The sequence below is a fragment of the Streptoalloteichus tenebrarius genome, assembly GCF_024171885.1.
GTDB lineage: Bacteria > Actinomycetota > Actinomycetes > Mycobacteriales > Pseudonocardiaceae > Streptoalloteichus > Streptoalloteichus tenebrarius.
The window spans coordinates 52,787-70,480 of the sequence record NZ_JAMTCP010000016.1; the positions used below are offsets into that span (position 1 = coordinate 52,787).

16 protein-coding genes are annotated in these 17,694 nt (G+C 72.8%); 6 read left to right on the top strand and 10 right to left on the bottom strand.

Features of this window, described 5'->3' with window-relative positions; all coding sequences use genetic code 11:
- Position 1: 1 nt before the first annotated feature.
- From LX15_RS15415 to LX15_RS15435, 5 genes are all read right to left on the bottom strand, one after another.
- A complete protein-coding gene (locus LX15_RS15415; RefSeq protein ID WP_253670276.1) occupies positions 2–847 on the bottom strand; it encodes a sulfurtransferase in 846 nt (281 codons plus the stop codon).
- Between the two features lie 28 nt (positions 848–875).
- Entirely contained in the window at positions 876–1,382 is a 507-nt protein-coding gene (locus LX15_RS15420) for a DUF4395 domain-containing protein (protein WP_308213471.1), read from the bottom strand.
- 426 nt (positions 1,383–1,808) lie between these two features.
- Positions 1,809–2,180 carry a TlpA family protein disulfide reductase gene (locus LX15_RS15425; RefSeq protein ID WP_372502732.1) on the bottom strand — a complete coding sequence of 124 codons (372 nt, stop codon included), beginning with the start codon at positions 2,178–2,180 and terminating at the stop codon, positions 1,809–1,811.
- Positions 2,181–2,416: 236 nt separating this feature from the next.
- Positions 2,417–3,190: an LmeA family phospholipid-binding protein gene (locus LX15_RS15430; protein ID WP_253670277.1), complete on the bottom strand. Its 774-nt coding sequence runs from the start codon at positions 3,188–3,190 to the stop codon at positions 2,417–2,419.
- On the bottom strand, positions 3,187–3,951 hold the full coding sequence (locus LX15_RS15435; RefSeq protein WP_253670278.1) for an alpha/beta hydrolase: 765 nt from the start codon (positions 3,949–3,951) through the stop codon (positions 3,187–3,189). Before LX15_RS15435 ends, LX15_RS15430 begins: the two co-directional genes overlap by 4 nt.
- A 135-nt stretch (positions 3,952–4,086) precedes the next feature.
- Between LX15_RS15435 and LX15_RS15440 the strand changes: the two genes are divergently transcribed.
- The 6 genes from LX15_RS15440 to pstB all read left to right on the top strand — a co-directional run bounded on the left by LX15_RS15440 (position 4,087) and on the right by pstB (position 10,091).
- On the top strand, positions 4,087–4,839 hold the full coding sequence (locus LX15_RS15440; RefSeq protein ID WP_253670279.1) for a winged helix-turn-helix domain-containing protein: 753 nt from the start codon (positions 4,087–4,089) through the stop codon (positions 4,837–4,839).
- Positions 4,840–4,990: 151 nt separating this feature from the next.
- Positions 4,991–5,917 carry a mycothiol synthase gene (gene mshD / locus LX15_RS15445; protein ID WP_301304661.1) on the top strand — a complete coding sequence of 309 codons (927 nt, stop codon included), beginning with the start codon at positions 4,991–4,993 and terminating at the stop codon, positions 5,915–5,917.
- A gap of 214 nt (positions 5,918–6,131) precedes the next feature.
- On the top strand, positions 6,132–7,241 hold the full coding sequence (gene pstS, locus LX15_RS15450) for a phosphate ABC transporter substrate-binding protein PstS (protein ID WP_253670280.1): 1,110 nt from the start codon (positions 6,132–6,134) through the stop codon (positions 7,239–7,241).
- Positions 7,242–7,285: 44 nt separating this feature from the next.
- Complete coding sequence (pstC, locus tag LX15_RS15455; protein WP_253670281.1) at positions 7,286–8,389, top strand: phosphate ABC transporter permease subunit PstC; 1,104 nt, start codon at positions 7,286–7,288, stop codon at positions 8,387–8,389.
- The gene (pstA, locus tag LX15_RS15460; protein WP_253670282.1) at positions 8,386–9,297 is read left to right on the top strand and encodes a phosphate ABC transporter permease PstA; all 912 of its coding nucleotides are present in this window, start codon (positions 8,386–8,388) and stop codon (positions 9,295–9,297) included. The genes pstC and pstA overlap by 4 nt, the downstream gene beginning before the upstream one ends.
- A gap of 17 nt (positions 9,298–9,314) precedes the next feature.
- Positions 9,315–10,091 (top strand): phosphate ABC transporter ATP-binding protein PstB, encoded by a 777-nt coding sequence (gene pstB / locus LX15_RS15465; RefSeq protein WP_253670283.1) that lies wholly within the window; start codon positions 9,315–9,317, stop codon positions 10,089–10,091.
- Positions 10,092–10,214: 123 nt separating this feature from the next.
- Here the strand turns inward: pstB and phoU are convergent, their stop codons facing one another.
- The 5 genes from phoU to dusB form a co-directional block, all read right to left on the bottom strand.
- Positions 10,215–10,871 carry a phosphate signaling complex protein PhoU gene (phoU, locus tag LX15_RS15470; protein WP_253670284.1) on the bottom strand — a complete coding sequence of 219 codons (657 nt, stop codon included), beginning with the start codon at positions 10,869–10,871 and terminating at the stop codon, positions 10,215–10,217.
- 112 nt (positions 10,872–10,983) lie between these two features.
- Entirely contained in the window at positions 10,984–14,133 is a 3,150-nt protein-coding gene (locus tag LX15_RS33140) for an LCP family glycopolymer transferase (protein ID WP_308213472.1), read from the bottom strand.
- 279 nt (positions 14,134–14,412) lie between these two features.
- Positions 14,413–15,291, bottom strand: a complete 879-nt coding sequence (locus LX15_RS15480) for a GGDEF domain-containing protein (RefSeq protein WP_253670285.1) — start codon at positions 15,289–15,291, stop codon at positions 14,413–14,415.
- 328 nt (positions 15,292–15,619) lie between these two features.
- Positions 15,620–16,075 (bottom strand): hypothetical protein, encoded by a 456-nt coding sequence (locus LX15_RS15485; protein WP_253670286.1) that lies wholly within the window; start codon positions 16,073–16,075, stop codon positions 15,620–15,622.
- A 345-nt stretch (positions 16,076–16,420) separates the two neighbouring features.
- Entirely contained in the window at positions 16,421–17,575 is a 1,155-nt protein-coding gene (gene dusB, locus LX15_RS15490; RefSeq protein ID WP_253670287.1) for a tRNA dihydrouridine synthase DusB, read from the bottom strand.
- Positions 17,576–17,694 lie beyond the last annotated feature (119 nt).

A 17,694-nucleotide genomic window follows, 5' to 3' on the forward strand; every position in this document is an offset into this window, starting at 1 on the left:
GTCAGGACTCCTTCCCCGCGCCGACCTCGATCGGCACGCCGACCAGCGAGCCGTACTCGGTCCACGACCCGTCGTAGTTCTTCACGTCCTCGTGGCCCAGCAGCTCGTGGAGCACGAACCAGGTGTGCGAGGACCGCTCGCCGATCCGGCAGTAGGCGATGGTCGGCCGGGAGCCGTCCAGCCCGGCGTCGCCGTAGATCGCGCGCAGCTCGTCGTCGCTCTTGAACGTGCCGTCCTCGTTGGCCGCCTTGCTCCACGGCACGTTGATCGCGGTCGGGATGTGCCCGGCCCGCTGCGCCTGCTCCTGCGGCAGGTGCGCGGGGGCGAGCAGCTTGCCGGAGAACTCGTCGGGCGAGCGCACGTCGACCAGGTTCTTCGCGCCGATCGCCTCGACGACCTCGTCGCGGAACGCGCGGATCGAGGCGTCCTGCTCCTTGGCCTGGTAGGTGGTCGCCTCGCGCTCGACGACGTCCCTGGTCAGCGGGCGGCCGTCGAGTTCCCACTTCTTGCGGCCGCCGTCGAGCAGCTTGACGTTCTGGTGCCCGTACAGGCGGAAGTACCAGTAGGCGTACGCGGCGAACCAGTTGTTGTTGCCGCCGTAGAGGACGACCGTGTCGTCGTTGGCGATGCCCTTGGCGGACAGCAGCTTCTCGAAACCGGCGCGGTCGACGAAGTCGCGCCGCACCGGGTCCTGCAACTCGGTCCGCCAGTCGATCCGCACGGCGCCCGGGATGTGGCCACCGTCGTAGGCGGTGGTGTCCTCGTCCACCTCGACGAACACCACCCCTGGCGTGTCGAGGTTCTTCTCGGCCCACTCGGCCGAGACCAGGACGTTCTCACGGCTCATCGAGCGCTCCTTCTTCCCTACTCGCTGTTCAGGACGTCTGGTGGCGGTGCGCCGCCGGCCCGAGCCGGCGGAGGAGGAGGTACGCCTCGCACCCGAGGCAGAACCCGAAGACGGCGTTGAGCAACGCCGCGACCAGCGCCGCGGCCGTGGCCACGACGCCGAGGGTGGTGAACCCGCTGGCGTAGCCGACGACGCCGACGAGGCTGAAGGCGAAGCCGACGCCCTGCGCGAACCGCAGGGGCGACGGGTCCTCCCGTTCCTCGGTCGGTCGCAGCCGGGGCAGCACGGCCTTGCGGAAGACGTAGCCGTACGGGTTCAGCCTGAGGCCGACGAAGGCGCACAGGGCGAAGATCAACATTTGGGCGGCCAGTAGTCGCCAACTGCCGGTGACCAGCACCAGCGCCAGCACGACGCTGGTCACCCCCGCCGTGAAGCGCGGGCCACGGGGGTCGACCGCGCGGTTCCGGCGGCCGGCGGGACCGGTCTCGCCGGGCGGGGTGGGGGCGGTGGGGTCTGAGGGCGGGTGTGCGGACACGATGACCTCCTCCTGACGGGAGACGGGGAAGATCCGTCAGCGGCGGTGATCGGCCGGGTCGCGCGCCTCGCTCAGCGCCGCGTGGCCCCCGGGGGCGACCGCCGGGTCAGCGCGTCGGACACAGGCTGCTGAAGACGCGGCACAGGTCGACCGCGCGTCGCTTCGTGAACAGCCAGTCCATGGCTCGGAGGCTACCGAACCCTCCTTGCCCCTGGGAGGGGCGTCCACCAGATGGAACAGTGCCGAAGCGGCCGGTAGGGCGAGCCGGACCGAGGCGCGACGGCGCGACGGCAGACGGGGCGCGGAACGCTGTTTTCCCTGGTCGGGCGGCCATCTTCGAGCTGGGAACCTCCCGCCAGGACGCCAGGACGCCAGGACGCCAGGACACCAGGACACCAGGACGACCGGGAGGGCGCGGGCTCCGCCTCAGGAGGGCAGGTGGGGGCGGAGCGCGTCCAGCAGGGCGTCGCGCTTCGGGACGCCGCCGACGCGCAGCAGCTCGCGTCCGGACTCGTCCAGCGCGAGCGTGGTGGGGGTGCGGTAGACGCGGAGCCGCGCGGCCAGCTCCGGCCGCTCGGTCAGGTCGATCTCGACGTGCCGCAGCCCCTCGGTGCGGTCCGCGAGGTCGCTCAGCAGCACCCGGGCGTGCCGGCACGGCGCGCAGAACGTGGACGAGAGCTGCACGAGCGTCACGCCCTCGCCCAGCGCCGCGCGCACGACCTCGGGCAGGTGCGCTCCGGCCGCTGTGCCGGTCACGTCGCTCGTGTCGCTCGTGCGGCTCGTGTCCTGCGCGTCCACCGCGTCCTTCTCGGCGTTCTCAGAGTTGTTTTCAGAGTTGTTCTTGGTGCTGTTCTTGGTGCTGTTCTCGGTGTCGCTGTTCGCGGTGTTCCGGTCGTCGCCGGGACTCCCGGCCGTCCGCGTTCGGTCGGCGGTGGGGGCGACCCGGTGGCGGATCCGGCCGTCCCGCGCGCGGTGGAGCAGCCCGAGGGCGGTCGCGACCACCAGCGCGCCGAGCAACCCCCACCACCCGGCGCTCATCGGGACGAGCCTCCCCCGAGCGTCACGTTCGTCGCCTTGCCCCGGATGACCAGCGCGCCGTTCTGGGCCGACACCTCGGTGGGCCGGGCGTTGAGCGGCAGGCCGCCGGGGTCGAGCCGGAAGGTGAAGGTCTGCACGAGGTGGCGTTTCACCGCCTCCGGCAGCGGGAACGCACCCGTGCCCGTGTCGAGCTGCGTCTGCCGGGGGGTGACCTGGATCTGGTTGTCGACCAGGGCCAGCACGCCGGTGATGGTCGCCTGGACCTTGCGCCCGGCGATCTCGGTGCTGCCGGTCAGCTTGACCCCGGCCGTGGTGCGGTCGCCGGGCGCGGGCTTGTTCTGCCCGGCCGCCGTCGCCTCCAGCTCCTCGGGAGCCGGTTCGATCTTCAGGTCGGGGATGTCGATCATGCGGCCGATGTCGTTGGCCCTGACCTCGAGCTGGCCGTCGACCTCGTCCACCGTGACCCGCGCCGACCCGGAGGCCAGGTCGGACAGTGACGCGCGGACGTGCCGGGCGGTCGCCACCAGGCCGAGGTCGCGGAACTGGCCGAAGGCCACCCGGTTGGCCCGGATCTCGATCTCGCGGTAGTCCCCGGCCAGCGCCTGGGTCAGGAACGGGAAGCCGTTGACCCGCACGTCGGGGTCGTCGGTCAGGTTCAGCTCGGCCCGCAGCTTCCGGGAGAGCTGGTACTCGGCGAACGCCGCCGCGCCGAAGTCGGCCGCGACGAGCAGGCCGAGCAGCACCAGCAGGGCGATGACGAGCTTCTTCACGCGACGTGTCCGTCCTGTCGACGATCGGAGGATGCCGGGGCGTTGGCGTCCAGCCACGCTCCCATCCGGTCTACCAGCTCGGGGCTCGTGGCGGACTCGGCGTGGCGCATCCCGCGTTCGAGCCACAGTTCGGCGCCGCCGCCGGCCGCCAGGTGCAGGGACCGCCCGTGCTCGGCGGGGAAGTAGTGGTCGCGGTCGCCGTGCACGAGCAGCAGCGGGGTGGGCGGGACCCGGCGGGCCAGCTCGACCGGGCTGGGCGGCACCTCCCGCCACGCCGCGGCCAGCCGGACCCCGAGCGCCCTGGCCAGCAACCGGCCGGCCGGCTCCTCCACCAGCCAGTGCAGCCGCCGCATCGGCGGCGTCTCGCGCTCGTACCACCGCGCCGGCCCGCTCACCGCGACCACCGCGTCGGGGCGTTCCGCCTCGGGCGTGAGCGCGGCGTGCCGCACCACCACGGACGCGCCCATCGAGAAGCCCAGCGTGGCGATCCGCCGGTGGCCGAGGCGCCGCGCCAGCTCCACCCCGGCGGCGAGGTCGAGCACCTCGTCGACCCCGAGCGTGCTGCGCCCCCCGGAACGGCCGTGGCCCCGGAAGTCGAGGGCGATGACGGTCCTGCCGCGGGCGAGGCGGCGCAGGACCCGCTGGACGGTGGGGCGCGCGGTGTTGTTGGTGAAGCCGTGGCCGACGACCACCGCGAGGTCGTGTCCCGGGGCCGCCACGACACCCGAGAGGCGGACGCCGTCGGCTGTGAACACGGCCACGGATCGGGTGGTCGGCTCTGGGCTTCCGCAGGTCACGACGGTTATCCTGCCCCACGACTGTTGGCAACGGAGCCATGCCTCTTGCACGCCACAAGAGACCGCGGCGCGCCCGCGGTGGGGAGGAGGGCGGCCCGGATGAGCGCCGACCTGTTGCTCCTGACCAACGACCCCCGACCCGACGCGGTGCTGCCGGCGCTCGCGTTGTTGCCGCACACCGTGCGTCCGCTGGCCCCCGAGGTGTCGGCCCTGCTGGAGGCGGGGCCGCACGACGCGGTGCTGGTTGACGCGCGGGGCGACCTCGTGGGCGCCCGTGGCCTGTGCCGGCTGCTGGCCAACGGCGGGGTGGACGTGCCGGTCGTCGCCGTCGTGCCCGAGGGCAGCCTGGTGGCGGTGAGCGCCGACTGGGGCGTGGACGAGATCCTGCTGCCGACCGCGGGGCCGGCCGAGGTGGACGCCCGGTTGCGGTTGGTGCGCGCCCGTCGGGCCGCGGCGCACCGGGGTGGCGACGGCGCCCTCCAGCTCGGCGACCTGGTGATCGACGAGGCGACCTACACCGCGCGCCTGCGGGGCCGGCCGCTGGAGCTGACCTACAAGGAGTTCGAGCTGCTGAAGTACCTCGCGCAGCACGCGGGCCGGGTGTTCACCCGCGCGCAGCTCCTCCAGGAGGTGTGGGGCTACGACTTCTTCGGGGGCACGCGCACGGTGGACGTGCACGTGCGGCGGCTGCGGGCGAAGCTCGGCCCCGAGCACGAGAGCCTGATCGGGACCGTGCGCAACGTGGGCTACAAGTTCGTGCGACCGCCCAGGGGCGCCCGGACGGCCGAGCCGGCGGTGGAGCTGGTCGAGCAGCCTGCGGTCGGGCGGGAGTTCCTCCACAGCGGCCACTGAGCGGTCACTGAGCGGCCCGGGGCGGCGGCGTGGCCGCGGGGCCGCGTGGTGGGGCGGCGAACAACCGGCCGTCCGGCGGTGTTCCCCCACTGAGGTGATCATTGGCACGCGTGTCCAGTGTGGCCTGTCGACTAGCGTCGACGGCGTGGTGCTGCGGGAATGGCGTGACGTTCTGGACTCCGACCGCTCGGCCGAGGTGGTCGGGCTGATCGACGCGGCGGTGGCCGAGGACCGGGTGTCCCCGGTGTCCGACCACGTGCGCCTGCGGCTGCGCCCCGACGCGCCGGCCGCGCCGGAGTCCTCGCGGCATCTCCTCGTCAGGGACGACGACGGTCGCCTGGCCGGCTACGCGCACCTGGAGCCGGGCGCGGAGGGCTCGCCCGCCGTCGCCGAGCTGGTGGTCCACCCCGAGCTGCGCCGGCGCGGGTTCGGCGCGGAGCTGGTCGCCGGCCTGGTCGAGCTGGCCCCCGGGCCCGACGCGCTGCGCGTCTGGTCGCACGGCGGGCACCCCGGCGCCGCGCGGCTCGCGGAGCGTCACGGGTTCCGGCAGGTCAGGGCGTTGTGGCGGATGCGACGGGAGTTCGACGAGCCGCTGCCGGAGGCGTCTTTGCCCGAGGGCGTGCGCCTGCGGCCGTTCGTGGTGGGCCGGGATGAGGCCGCCGTGGTCGAGGTGAACAACCGCGCCTTCTCCTGGCACCCGGAGCAGGGCGGCTGGGACGTGGCGGACGTGCGGGCGCGGGAGGCGGAGTCGTGGTTCGACCCGGCCGGGTTCCTGCTCGCGGTGCGCGAGGACCCCGACGGCGGGGAGCGCCTGCTGGGGTACCACTGGACGAAGGTGCACGCCGGCGAGGAGCCGATCGGCGAGGTCTACGTGCTTGGCGTGGACCCCGACGCGCAGGGCGGCGGGTTGGGCAAGGCGCTCACCCTGGCCGGGCTGCGCCATCTCCGCGCCGCGGGTCTGCCGGCCGTGATGCTGTACGTGGAGTCGGACAACGAGCCGGCGATCGCGGTGTACCGGAGGCTGGGTTTCCGGCACTGGGACACCGATGTGCAGTACGCCCGTTCATCCGAACAGTGAGCCCTCCGTCACGCAGCGCTGAGTAGCAGGTCACGGCACGGGCACAGGATCAGACCAACGGGGGTGCCAATGCTCACCCGGTCGGCCTTGTTCACTTTTCGTTCACCTGGAGACCGGCGCGTGTCAACCCTCCCTGCCTAGCGTCCGGCGCAGCGGTCGCAGGAGGCAACCGGGCCGCGGAACACCCCGCCTTCCCTAGTCGTGGAGGATCCTGGTGAACATCAAGCGGCACGGTGCGGCGCTCGGTCTCGCGGCCGCGGGCGCGCTCCTGCTCTCGGCGTGCGGCAGCGACAACAACGCGCCGGCCTCGGGGGGCAACAGCGCCGCGAACGGCGTCAACGTGGACTGCGGCGGCAAGAAGCAGCTCACGGGCGAGGGCTCGTCCGCGCAGACCAACGCCATCCAGGAGTTCGTCGCTGCCTACGCGGCCAAGTGCCAGGGCTTCGACGTCGCCTACAACCCGACCGGCTCGGGCAACGGCATCAAGCAGTTCACCTCGAAGCAGGTGGACTTCGGTGGCACCGACTCGCCGCTGAAGGACGACGAGGTCGCCAAGGCCGCCGAGCGGTGCCAGGGCAACCCGGTGTGGCACCTGCCGCTGGTCTTCGGCCCGGTGGCCGTGGCCTACAACCTGCCGGGCGTCGACGGTCTCGTGCTCAACCCGGAGACCACGGCCAAGATCTTCAACGGCCAGATCAAGAAGTGGAACGACCCGGCCATCAAGGCGCTCAACGGCGGCGCCAACCTGCCGGACAAGGACATCGTGGTGTTCTTCCGGTCCGACGAGTCCGGCACCACCGACAACTTCCAGAAGTACCTCCAGGCCTCGGCCAAGGGCGTCTGGACGCAGGGCGGCGGCAAGCAGTTCAAGGGCGGCGTCGGCGAGGGCAAGGCCAAGTCGCAGGGCGTCTCCGACGGCGTCAAGGCCACCGAGGGCTCCATCACCTACGTGGAGAGCTCCTTCGCCAAGAGCGCCAAGCTCGGCGTCGCCAAGATCGACAGCGGCGCCGGCCCCGTGGAGCTGACCGACGCGAGCGCGGGCAGGGCCATCGCCTCGGCCAAGATCAAGGGGCAGGGCAACGACATGGTCATCGACCTCGACGCCCTGTACTCCTCGAAGGAGGCCGGCGCCTACCCGCTGGTCCTGGTGACCTACGAGCTGGTCTGCTCCAAGGGCTACGACGCCGACACCACCAAGGCCGTCAAGGCGTTCCTGACCACCGCCGCCGGCCCCGGCCAGGACAACCTCACCAAGGTCGGCTACGTCCCGCTGCCGAAGGAGTTCCGGACCAAGCTGGAGGACGCCGTCAAGGCGATCGCCTGAGCCCGGACGAACCACCCGTCATCTGCGAGACTGAACGAGACGCCATGAGCGACTCGACGCTGGCGGACCGCTCCGCGTCGGCCAAGGAGACGCCCGGTCGGGCGCGGGCGCCCCACGGGGCGCCGGGGTCGTCGCGGGGCGGCGCCGCGAGCTCACCGGACACTCCGGAGGGTCCCATCTCCACCGCGAACACCGCCCAGGGCGAGCCAGCTTCCACACCGGTCCGGCGTCCCGGCGACCGCGTCTTCCGCGGCACGGCCGTCGGCGCGGGGGCGTTCATCGTCGTGTTGATCGCGGCGATCGGCCTGTTCCTGCTGTTGCAGGCGGTCCCGGCGCTCCGCGCGAACCAGGTCGGGTTCCTGACCAGCGGGGTCTGGAACACCACCGACCCGAACAGCCTCCAGTTCGGCATCCTCCACCTGCTGTGGGTCACCGTCGCCACCTCGGTGCTGGCGCTGGCGCTGGCGATGCCGGTGTCGCTGGGTATCGCGCTGTTCCTGACCCACTACGCGCCGCGACGGCTCGCGCGCCCGTTCGCCTACGTGGTGGACCTGCTGGCCGCGGTGCCCTCGATCATCTTCGGCCTGTGGGGCATCAAGGTGCTCGGCCCCACGCTGGTGCCCGTCGCCGAGTGGCTGAACCGCAACCTCGGGTTCGTCCCGCTCTTCGCCCAGGGCAATGTCTCGATCAGCGGCGCCGGCAACGTCCTCACCGCGGGCGTGGTGCTCGCGGTGATGATCCTGCCGGTCATCACCGCGGTCAGCCGCGAGGTCTTCGAGCGCACGCCGAAGGAGCACATCGAGGGCGCCCTCGCGCTGGGCGCGACGAAGTGGGAGATGGTGCGGACCACCGTCATCCCGTTCGGCAAGGCCGGCTACGTCAGCGCGTCGATGCTGGGGCTGGGCCGCGCGCTCGGCGAGACCGTGGCGCTCTACCTGATCCTGTCGGGCACCGGGGCCGCGCCGAAGCTGAGCTTCTTCGACGGCGGGGCCACGATCGCCTCCAAGATCGCGTTGGGCGCCGGCGAGTTCAACAACGAGCTGACCGCGGGCGCCTACATCGCGGCCGGCCTCGTCCTGTTCGCCCTGACCTTCGCGGTCAACGCGCTGGCGCGGGCGATCGTCGCCAGGAAGAAGGTGTCGGCATGACGACCGCGACGACCGACCTGCACCGCCCGGCCACCGGCCCCGCCTTCCAGGGCGTCGGCCTCGGGCGCAAGGTCAAGAACGCGGTGGCGACCACGCTGGTGGCGCTGGCCTTCCTCGTCGCGGTGGTCCCGCTGGTGTGGGTGCTGTGGTCGGTGCTGGAGAAGGGCCTGCAACCGGTCCTGCACGCCGACTGGTGGACGCACTCGCTGTACGGGCTGCGCCCCTACGACGACCGCGGCGGCGCGTACCACGCGATCTACGGCACGGTGGTGCAGGCCCTGTCCACGGCGGTGCTCTCGGTGCCGGTGGGCGTGATGGTGGGCGTCTACCTGGTGGAGTACGGGGCGGGCACCCGCCTCGCCAGGGTCACCACGTTCATGGTCGACATCCTCACCGGCGTGCCGTCCATCGTGGCCGGCCTGTTCGTCTACGCGCTCTGGATCTCGATCCTCGGGTTCGGCCGCAGTGGCTTCGCGGTGTCGCTGTCCCTGTTGCTGCTGATGATCCCGGTGGTCATCCGCACCACCGAGGAGATGCTGCGGATCGTGCCCAACGAGCTGCGCGAGGCGTCGTACGCGTTGGGCGTGCCGAAGTGGAAGACGATCGTGAAGATCGTGCTGCCGACCGCGATGTCCGGCATCGTCACCGGCGTGATGCTCGGCCTGGCCAGGGTGATGGGCGAGACCGCGCCCGCGCTGATCGTCGGCGCGTACGCGTCGTCGATCAACCTCAACGTCTTCGACGGCAACCAGGCGAACCTGCCGCTGCTGATGAACGACCAGTTCGCCAACCCGGAGACGGCCGGGTTCAACCGCACCTGGGGCGCGGCGATGACCCTCGTGCTGATCATCATGCTGTTCAACCTGCTGGCCACCGTCATCTCGCGGTTGTCGGCCATCAAGAAGTGAGCGGGCGGGGACCAGCGATGGCAAAGCGCATCGACATCAAGGACGTCAACATCTACTACGGCAAGTTCCACGCCGTGGACAGCGTCACGCTGTCGGTCCCGCCGCGCAGCGTCACCGCCTTCATCGGCCCGTCGGGCTGCGGCAAGTCGACGGTGCTGCGCTCCCTGAACCGGATGCACGAGGTGACGCCGGGCGCCAGGGTCGAGGGCCAGGTGCTGCTGGACGGCGAGGACATCTACGCCGCCACCGTCGACCCGGTCGAGGTGCGGCGCACCATCGGCATGGTGTTCCAGCGCCCGAACCCGTTCCCCACGATGTCGATCAGGGACAACGTGGTGGCCGGGCTGAAGCTGGCCGGGGTGAAGAACCGGAGGCGGCTCGACGAGGTGTGCGAGCGGTCGCTGCGCGGGGCCAACCTCTGGGAGGAGGTCAAGGACCGGCTGGACAAGCCGGGTGGCGGCCTCTCCGGTGGTCAGCAGCAGCGGCTGTGCATCGCCAGGGCCATCGCGGTGCAGCCGGACGTGCTGCTGATGGACGAGCCCTGCTCGGCGCTCGACCCGATCTCCACGTTGGCGATCGAGGACCTGATCACCGAGCTGAAGCAGGACTACACGATCGTCATCGTCACGCACAACATGCAGCAGGCGGCGCGGGTCAGCGACCAGACCGCGTTCTTCAACCTGGCCGGCGTGGGCCAGCCGGGTCGCCTGGTCGAGGTGGACGACACCGAGAAGATCTTCTCCAACCCCAGCCAGAAGGCCACCGAGGACTACATCTCCGGCCGCTTCGGCTGATCCCTCCCCGACGGTTCTCCGGGCGGAACGCGGAACGCCCCTCGCACCACGTGGTGCGAGGGGCGTTCCGCGTGTGCCCCGACCGGCCCCGACCGGTGCTGGTCGGGGCCGGGGCGGAGTCGCTCAGTGTTCTTCGGAGCCCGGCATCTTGCCGGTGACCACGAAGACCATCCGGCGCGCCACCGACACCGAGTGGTCGGCGAAGCGCTCGTAGAACCGGCCGAGCAGGGTGACGTCGACCGCCGCGGCGGTGCCGTGCGGCCACTCCTTGTCCATCAGCACCGAGAACAGGTGCCGGTGCAGGTCGTCCATGGCGTCGTCCTCGTCCTCCAGCCGGCGGGCGAGGTCGATGTCCTTGGTGCGGATGACCTCCTCGGCGCGCCGCGCGAGGTGCACGGCGACCCGGCCCATCTCGGCGAAGTAGGGGCGCACCTGGTCCGGCAGCACCGGCTGCGGGTGCCGCCGCCGCGTCGCCTTGGCGACGTGCTGCGCGAGGTCGCCCATGCGCTCGAGGCTCTCCGCGGCGTGCAGGGCGGTGATCACGATGCGCAGGTCGGTCGCCACCGGGGACTGGAGCGCGAGCAGGGCGAGCGCGTGCTCCTCGCACTTCGCCCGCTCCTCGTCGACCTTCACGTCGTCGCCGATGACCTCCTCAGCGAGGCTGAGGTCGACGTCGAGCAACGACCTGGTGGCCTTCTCCATCGCGGTGGCGGCCATGTCGCACATGGCCGCCAGCTCGCCCGCCAGGTCCTCGAGTTGCTCGTGGTAAGCCTCACGCATGGCCCAAGGCTACGGTGGATCGGTCGCGGGGACGCGATGCGGCGGTGAACCCGAGGTGAACCGCCGGTGTCCACGCGATGACCGCACCCGCCCTGGCCTGCGTTGATCTTCCTCAGCCACAGGGGCCGTCGTCGGCGGCGTTGACCGTGGACAGGTCGTTCGGCAGCGGACCCGCCGGCGGCTTCTGGTCGCCCGGCTTCTGCTCCCCCTGCGGGGGCTCGCTGCCCGGCTTGACCACCCTGCCGTCGAAGTTGGCGCCGAGCACGAGCTGGATCGCGCCGCCCAGCGACGGGTCCTCGACCAGCTCCGCGCTCGGCACGGCGGACTTGAGCGTCCTGGCCTGCGCGGCGCGTTGGCCGGAGTGCCGGATCTGGGTCTTCTCGCCGCGCTCGCCGTCCCGCCGGGTGACGACCGTGAAACCCTGGGCGGCCAGCGCGTCGGCGGTCTCCTTGCCGGCGCCGTCCCGGCCGCTGCCGTTGACCACCTGGAGCTTGACCGTCTTCGGGTCCACGGCCGCGCCGCCCTGCGGGGCCTGCGCCTGCGGGACCGGCGAGCCCTGGGCCGGCTTCTCGCCGGGCAGCGGCGTCCCGTCGATGATCGCCCGGAACAGCGCGCGGGTGTCGTCGACGCGCAACACCTCGTTGCCCCTGGCGTTGGCGTTGCCGACGGTCGGCACGGTCACGAAGGTGATCTGGCCCGCCGACACGCCCCGCATCGACTGCGCGAGCGTGAGGAGCTGGTCGACGCCGACGTTGTCGCCGAAGGTGTTCTTCCCGACCTCGCTCACGAAACTCGTGAGCTTGCCGGGGTCGAGCAGCACCTGGCTCGACATGACCTTGCGCAGCAGCGCGGACAGGAACTGCTGCTGCCGCTTCATCCGGCCGTAGTCGGACGTGGGGTCGTTGGACAGGTAGCGGGCCCGCACGAAGTTCAGGGCGTCGTTGTCCCTGAGGACCTTCTTGCCCGCCTGCGGGAAGATCGGCCCCAGCTTCTCGTCGATCATCGGCTTGGGGATGCACACCTCGACGCCGTCGACGGCGTTGACCATGCCCTTGAACCCGTGGAAGTCCACGCCGAGGAAGTGGTTGATGGCGAGGCCGCTGATCTTCTGCACGACCTTGTTCGTGCACATCGGGCCGCCGGCCGCGTACGCCTCGTTGATCTTGGCGTTCTTCCTCGGCGCGGTCTTCTTCCCGGTGAGCTGACCCGTGTCGGGGTTCCACTGGTCGCACTCGGGCAGGTCGACCTCCAGGTCGCGCGGGAAGGAGACGACCACGACCCTGGAGCGGTCCTGGGGGATGTGCGCGATCATCACGCTGTCCGAGCGCGCGCCGTCGGCGTCGGCCTGGGTGCCCACGTGGTCCTCGGCCTTCGCGCCCGCGCGGGTGTCCGAGCCGACGAGCAGGAAGTTCTCGTCGCCGAGCTGCTTGTCCTTGTCCTGGATGTCGGCCGAGTCGGGGTCGAGGGCCATGACCTTGCGGAACTTGCTGTCGGCCCACTGCATGCCGCCCCAGCCGATGCCGCTGGCCACGAACACCAGCGCGGCGGCCGCGACGGCCAGGCCCTTGCCGACCAGCAGTGCGCGGCGCCGGTTCCGCGGGCGCCCCTCCACGGCCGGGTCGGACTCCGCGGGCTCCTCGTCCTTGCCGGCGTCCCGTTTGACGTCCCTCTTGGCGCCCTTCTCGGCGCGCGCCGGTTCCTCGGCGCCCTCCGGCTCGTCGGTCGCGGGCGGCAGGAGGGTGGTCTCCTCCTCGTCCGCCGGCGGACGGGGGGACGAGCCGCGCGGCTCCGCCGACCGCGACTCACCCGAGCGCGACTCGCCCGACCGCGACGGTGTCGCCTCGGCCGCGGCGTCGAGGTCCGGCAGCTCGTCACGCCGGATGAACCGGGTCAGCCGGTTCCGCTTCTTCTGCTCGGCCTCCAGCGCCTCGTCGTGGACTGCGGAGAACCGGGCCAGCGTGGCGTCGATCTTCTTGCTCTTCTCGTGCCGCTCGACGAGGTCCTGGGGACCGTCGCCCACGGCGGGCACCTCCTGCGTGACCTCCTCGGGAGAGGGGCCGGCGGGAGGGACGACGCCGCCCTGGCGGGCGGGACGCCGGGCAGCGCCGGGGACGGGCGGGCCAGCCGGCGTCGGCGGGCCGGCCGGGGGCCGGACGGGAGCCGCTCCGGCGGGGGGCGGTGGCGTGACCCCCGGGGGCGGTGGCGTGGCCCCTGGGGGCGGAGGCGTGGTGGGCCGCGGCGGCTGGGGCACCGGCCGGGACGGCGTGGGGTCCTCGCCGGACAGGGAGCCGAGGACGCCGGGATCGGGCCGGGCGGCCGAGGGCGGCACCGGCGGGGGCGGCACCGCGCCCGGCGGCGTCATCCGGGCACGGCTGCCGGGGCCCTGCGCGTCGCCGGCCGCGGCGGGGCGTTGCTTGCGGGTTGGCATCGGACGGGGTCCGCTGCCGCGTTGCGGGGTGGGCGCGTCCTGACGTCCCGAGGGCTCCTGCGCGGCGGGCTGCCGGGGGCCGCGCGGGGGAACGGGTGGCGGAGGGGAACTCGCCCCCACCGGAGGGGTCGGGGGAGTGGGGGGCGCCGAAGGGGTCTGTGCGGGAGGGCCGCCCGGCACCTGGCCCTGTCGGGCCCGACCGCCCGTCGGCCGGCCGCCGCGCCCGTCCGGCGCGGGAGCGCCGGGGGCGGGCATGGCGGGCCGGCTGGGCTCGTCCACGGGACGGCCACGGCCGGTCGGGGGTGTCGGCGTGCCCGGCGGCGTGACCGGCGGGGTGGTCCTCGGTGCCCGCATCGCCGGGCGGCTGGGCTCGTCGACGGCGCGCCGGCCGGTGGGGTTGGGGGCGGGCATCGCGGGCCGGCTCGGCTCGTCGACCGGGCGACCGCGGCCCGTGGCGGGGGGAACCGCGCCCGGCGCCGGCATGGCGGGCCGGCTCGGCTCGTCCGCCGCGCGGCGCGCGCGGCCGGGGGCGGGCAGGTCCCGCCGGCTCGGCTGGTCCTCGGCCGCCCGCGCGGGCTCGTCGGCGGAGGGGGGACCCGGGATGGGGTACTGGCCGGTGCCGTGTTTGGCGAGCAGGTCCGAGACGCTCACGCCGCCCGAGTCCTCGCGGGAGCGCCGCCGCCTGCCGGTGGGGGGCTCCTCGTAGCCGCGGCCCGCGCGGCGCGCGTCGCGGGGCTCGGCGCCGTCGCGCGCCTGGTCCCCCTGGGGGTCGCCGGTGTCGCGCTGCCTGCGGGAACGGCGGGAGCCGAAGCCGTCGCGGGGGTCGTCCGGCACTCGGTCTCCCTTCCCTTTCACGGTCTGCTGCGGGCGCGCTCCCTACGCCGCGTGCCCATGGTGGACGTGGAGCGACCCGTACCGGTTCCGTCACGATCAGATCGCTTGATGAACGCGATAGTACGGATGGTGTCCACTACTGACGACCACCCATCGAAATGTCTTCACTTTCCGTGCGCGCAAATACGCACCGTGTCGGTCCGTCCGGGCGAATCGTCCCCACCCACCGGCGGACGCAAATGCGTGATCACGCGATCACGCTTCGTGGAAATCGCCGAGTCAGTAACCGACGGCGCGGGGTTCGGCCACGGCACGGCGACCCGCGGCCGCGCCGGCGAGTCGGACCCGGCCGTTCTGGCGGTAGGCCACGGCGTTGCGCCCGGAGCGTTTCGCGGCGTAGAGCAGCCCGTCGGCCTGGAGCAGCGTCTGCTCGGGGCCGGCGGCCGTGCGGTTGCCGGGCGAGCTGTGGGCCAGGCCGACGCTGACGGTCACGCGCAGGCCCGGGCCGAGCTGCTGCCACGGGTAGTGCTCCACCCTGGCCCGCGCGGCGTCGCAGACCGCGACCGCGGTGGAGGCGTCGATGCCGGGGAGCACGAGGACGAACTCCTCGCCCCCGTACCGGGCGCAGAACGCGCCCTCGGGGAGGCCGTCCTGGAGCAGTTCGACGACGCGTTGCAGGACGCGGTCGCCGACGAGGTGCCCGTAGGTGTCGTTGACCTGCTTGAACCAGTCGAGGTCGACCAGGGCCAGGCCGAGGCCCGTCGGGTGGGTGGCCTCCTCGGCGAGCAGGCTGACCAGCCGTTGGTCGAGGTAGCGGCGGTTGTAGCTGGCGGTGAGGCTGTCCCTGAGGCTCTGCTCGCGGGCCTCGGCGTGCTCCCTGCGCAGCCGGTCGACCTCGCGGCGGAGTTGCTCGGGGACGTGCGGCGGCTCGGTCTGGTCGGCGTAGAGGAGGTCGAGCGCCGAGCGGAGGTGCTGGTAGGCCTGTCGCCACTGGCCGCGGGAGGCGAGCAACGCGGCGATGGACTCGTGGAGCTGGATGAGACCGGTGCTGCCGGTCTCCTGCGCGGGCGGCGGGGCGGCGCGGTCGGCCCTGGCCTCGGGCACCATGCCGTCGCGCACGTCGTCCGAATCGGCGATGTCGGGCCGCAGCACGGTCACCGCTCTCACCTCCCTACGTCCGTGGTGTCGTCGGCTGGGCCGGTCCCCTTGAGCGAGCGGCACGCGGCCGTGCCGGATTTCCCTCGACCGGTTGACCTCCCACTGCTCCGTTTCGGTGACTGTGGGTGATCTGTGTCGCCCGTCGTCGGGGTTCCGGGTACCGCCGACCGGGCTGGGCGGACCCGCCGGAGAGCACCCGGCCGGAGCAGTCGGACGGGGCGGGCGGTGGCCGTCCCGTCCGGTTCCGTGTCGAGGATCACGCTGCTCAGCACCGTCCCGTCCCGCCTTCGCCCTGGGAGCGCGCCGCGTCCTCGCCGCCCGGGGCGGGTCAGCTCGGGCAGGGGGCGAACCCGTAGGCCGTCCCGTCGAGGACCGCGATGTGCTTGGACGCGATCTGACTACCCAGCGTGGCACCCTCCCGACGGGCAGTCAGTGTGACAGCCACCACGTAGACCACGCCCCTGGGGTTCCCCGTCCGCCCGCCGGGACTCCAGTCCGGGTCGGGTCGCAGCGTCGTCAGCGCGGGTTCCATCCAGACGGTGAGCCCCCGGAGGTCGCACAGCCGGTCCCTGGCGTCGGGGTGCTGGGTGCGGCGGAAGAACTCCGCCTGCTCGCCCGCCCCCCGGTCGGCGGCGTGGTTCGCCTGCTCGAAGTACTCCTCGACCAGCCGTCGGTCGCTGTCGGTCAGCTCCACGGGTCGGGCGACGCCGGGCACCGCGGTGGCGCACCCGGCCAGCGCCGCCCCCACCAGCAGGAGCGCCGCCGTCCGCCCCCGGCCCGTCATGGCCCCAGCGTGACAGACCCACGTCCCCGACACCCGAGGATGACTCGGATTCGCGCCGCGCCGCGGGCTCTGGCACTTGCCAGAATCGACGGAAATGGCTGGCGGGAGCGTGGGCGGCGTCGCGCGGACTTCGTCTTCCGATGTCATGACAAAGCGCCCGACGCGTTCTCCCGCACCGGTCATCGGACATGACTCAGGAGGCGGTCGAACGTCGGAGCGCCGGTGTCGGCGAAAACACGTCCGGCGGCGGACTCCGGTGGGCCGACGCATTCCGACTCCGGGTATGGCGGCGACCGTTTCCGGGCGTGCCCCGGCGTCGGCCGAGGGGGCGTCGCGCCCCCGCTCTCAGCCTCCGGAGTGGTCGATCTCCGCCCCCGCCGGCACGCTGAGGTCCTCCGGGTCGTCCAGCCAGCCCTCCGGCAGCACGACCCGCGCCGGCGAGCCCTGCCGGCCCCTCGGCCCCTCGGCGTCCTCGGGGAACGGGGCGTCGTGGTCGAGCTGGCCGAGCAGGTCGTCCAGCTCGTCGAACGTCGACACCAGGCCGAACCGCTGCCGAAGCTGGGAGCCGATGGGGAAGCCCCGCAGGTACCACGCCATGTGCTTGCGCAGGTCGCGCAGGCCCTTGCCCTCGCCCAGGTGCGCGGCGAGCAGCTCGGCGTGCCGGCGCAGCACCGCGGCGACCTCGCCCAGCGTAGGGCCGGTCGGGATCGGCAGGCCCGCGAAGGCCGCCTGGAGGTCCCGGAACAGCCACGGGCGGCCGAGGCAGCCCCTGCCCACCACGACCCCGTCGCAGCCGGTCTCGCGGACCATCCGCAGGGCGTCGTCGGCGGAGAAGATGTCGCCGTTGCCGAGGACGGGGATCGACGTCACGGCCTCCTTCAGGCGCGCGATCGCCGACCAGTCGGCCTCGCCGGAGTACCGCTGCGCGGCCGTCCTGCCGTGCAGGGCGACCGCGGCGGCGCCCTCCGCCTCGGCGATGCGCCCCGCGTCGAGGTAGGTGACGTGGTCGTCGTCGATGCCGATGCGGAACTTCACCGTGACCGGGATGCCGGCCGGCTCGGCCGCCCGCACCGCCGCGCGCACGATCGCGGCGAACAGCCGCCGCTTGTACGGCAACGCGGAGCCGCCGCCCTTGCGCGTCACCTTGGGGACGGGGCAGCCGAAGTTCATGTCCACGTGGTCGGCGAGGTCCTCCTCGACGATCATCTGGACGGCGCGGCCCATCGTCTCGGGGTCGACCCCGTAGAGCTGCATCGACCTCGGCTTCTCGTCCGGGTCGAAGGTGATCATCCGCATCGTCTCGGGGTGCCGCTCGACCAGCGCCCTCGTCGTGATCATCTCGCAGACGTAGAGCCCGGCCCCGTACTCGCGGCACAGCCGGCGGAACGCCACGTTGGTGATGCCGGCCATCGGCGCGAGCACCACCGGCGGGTCGACCACGTGGGGGCCGATCCGCAGGGGCGCCGTCACCGGCACGGGAAGCGTGGTGGTGCTGGGCATCGGTCCATTGTCGCCGTCCCGTCGGGGTGGGCGTCGCCCCTCCGCCGGGGCGGTGTGGCCAAGACCTCACCGCGCGCCGCGCGCCCGCCTCCCCCAGCAGCGGGAAAGGCCCTCCCCGA

Coding starts and splice junctions, on each gene's coding strand:
- LX15_RS15415 (WP_253670276.1), bottom strand. CDS start 847: ATGAGCCGTGAGAACGTCCTGGTCTCGGCCGAGTGGGCCGAGAAGAAC.
- LX15_RS15440 (WP_253670279.1), top strand. CDS start 4,087: ATGAGCGCCGACCTGTTGCTCCTGACCAACGACCCCCGACCCGACGCG.
- pstC (WP_253670281.1), top strand. CDS start 7,286: ATGAGCGACTCGACGCTGGCGGACCGCTCCGCGTCGGCCAAGGAGACG.
- pstA (WP_253670282.1), top strand. CDS start 8,386: ATGACGACCGCGACGACCGACCTGCACCGCCCGGCCACCGGCCCCGCC.
- pstB (WP_253670283.1), top strand. CDS start 9,315: ATGGCAAAGCGCATCGACATCAAGGACGTCAACATCTACTACGGCAAG.
- phoU (WP_253670284.1), bottom strand. CDS start 10,871: ATGCGTGAGGCTTACCACGAGCAACTCGAGGACCTGGCGGGCGAGCTG.
- LX15_RS15485 (WP_253670286.1), bottom strand. CDS start 16,075: ATGACGGGCCGGGGGCGGACGGCGGCGCTCCTGCTGGTGGGGGCGGCG.
- dusB (WP_253670287.1), bottom strand. CDS start 17,575: ATGCCCAGCACCACCACGCTTCCCGTGCCGGTGACGGCGCCCCTGCGG.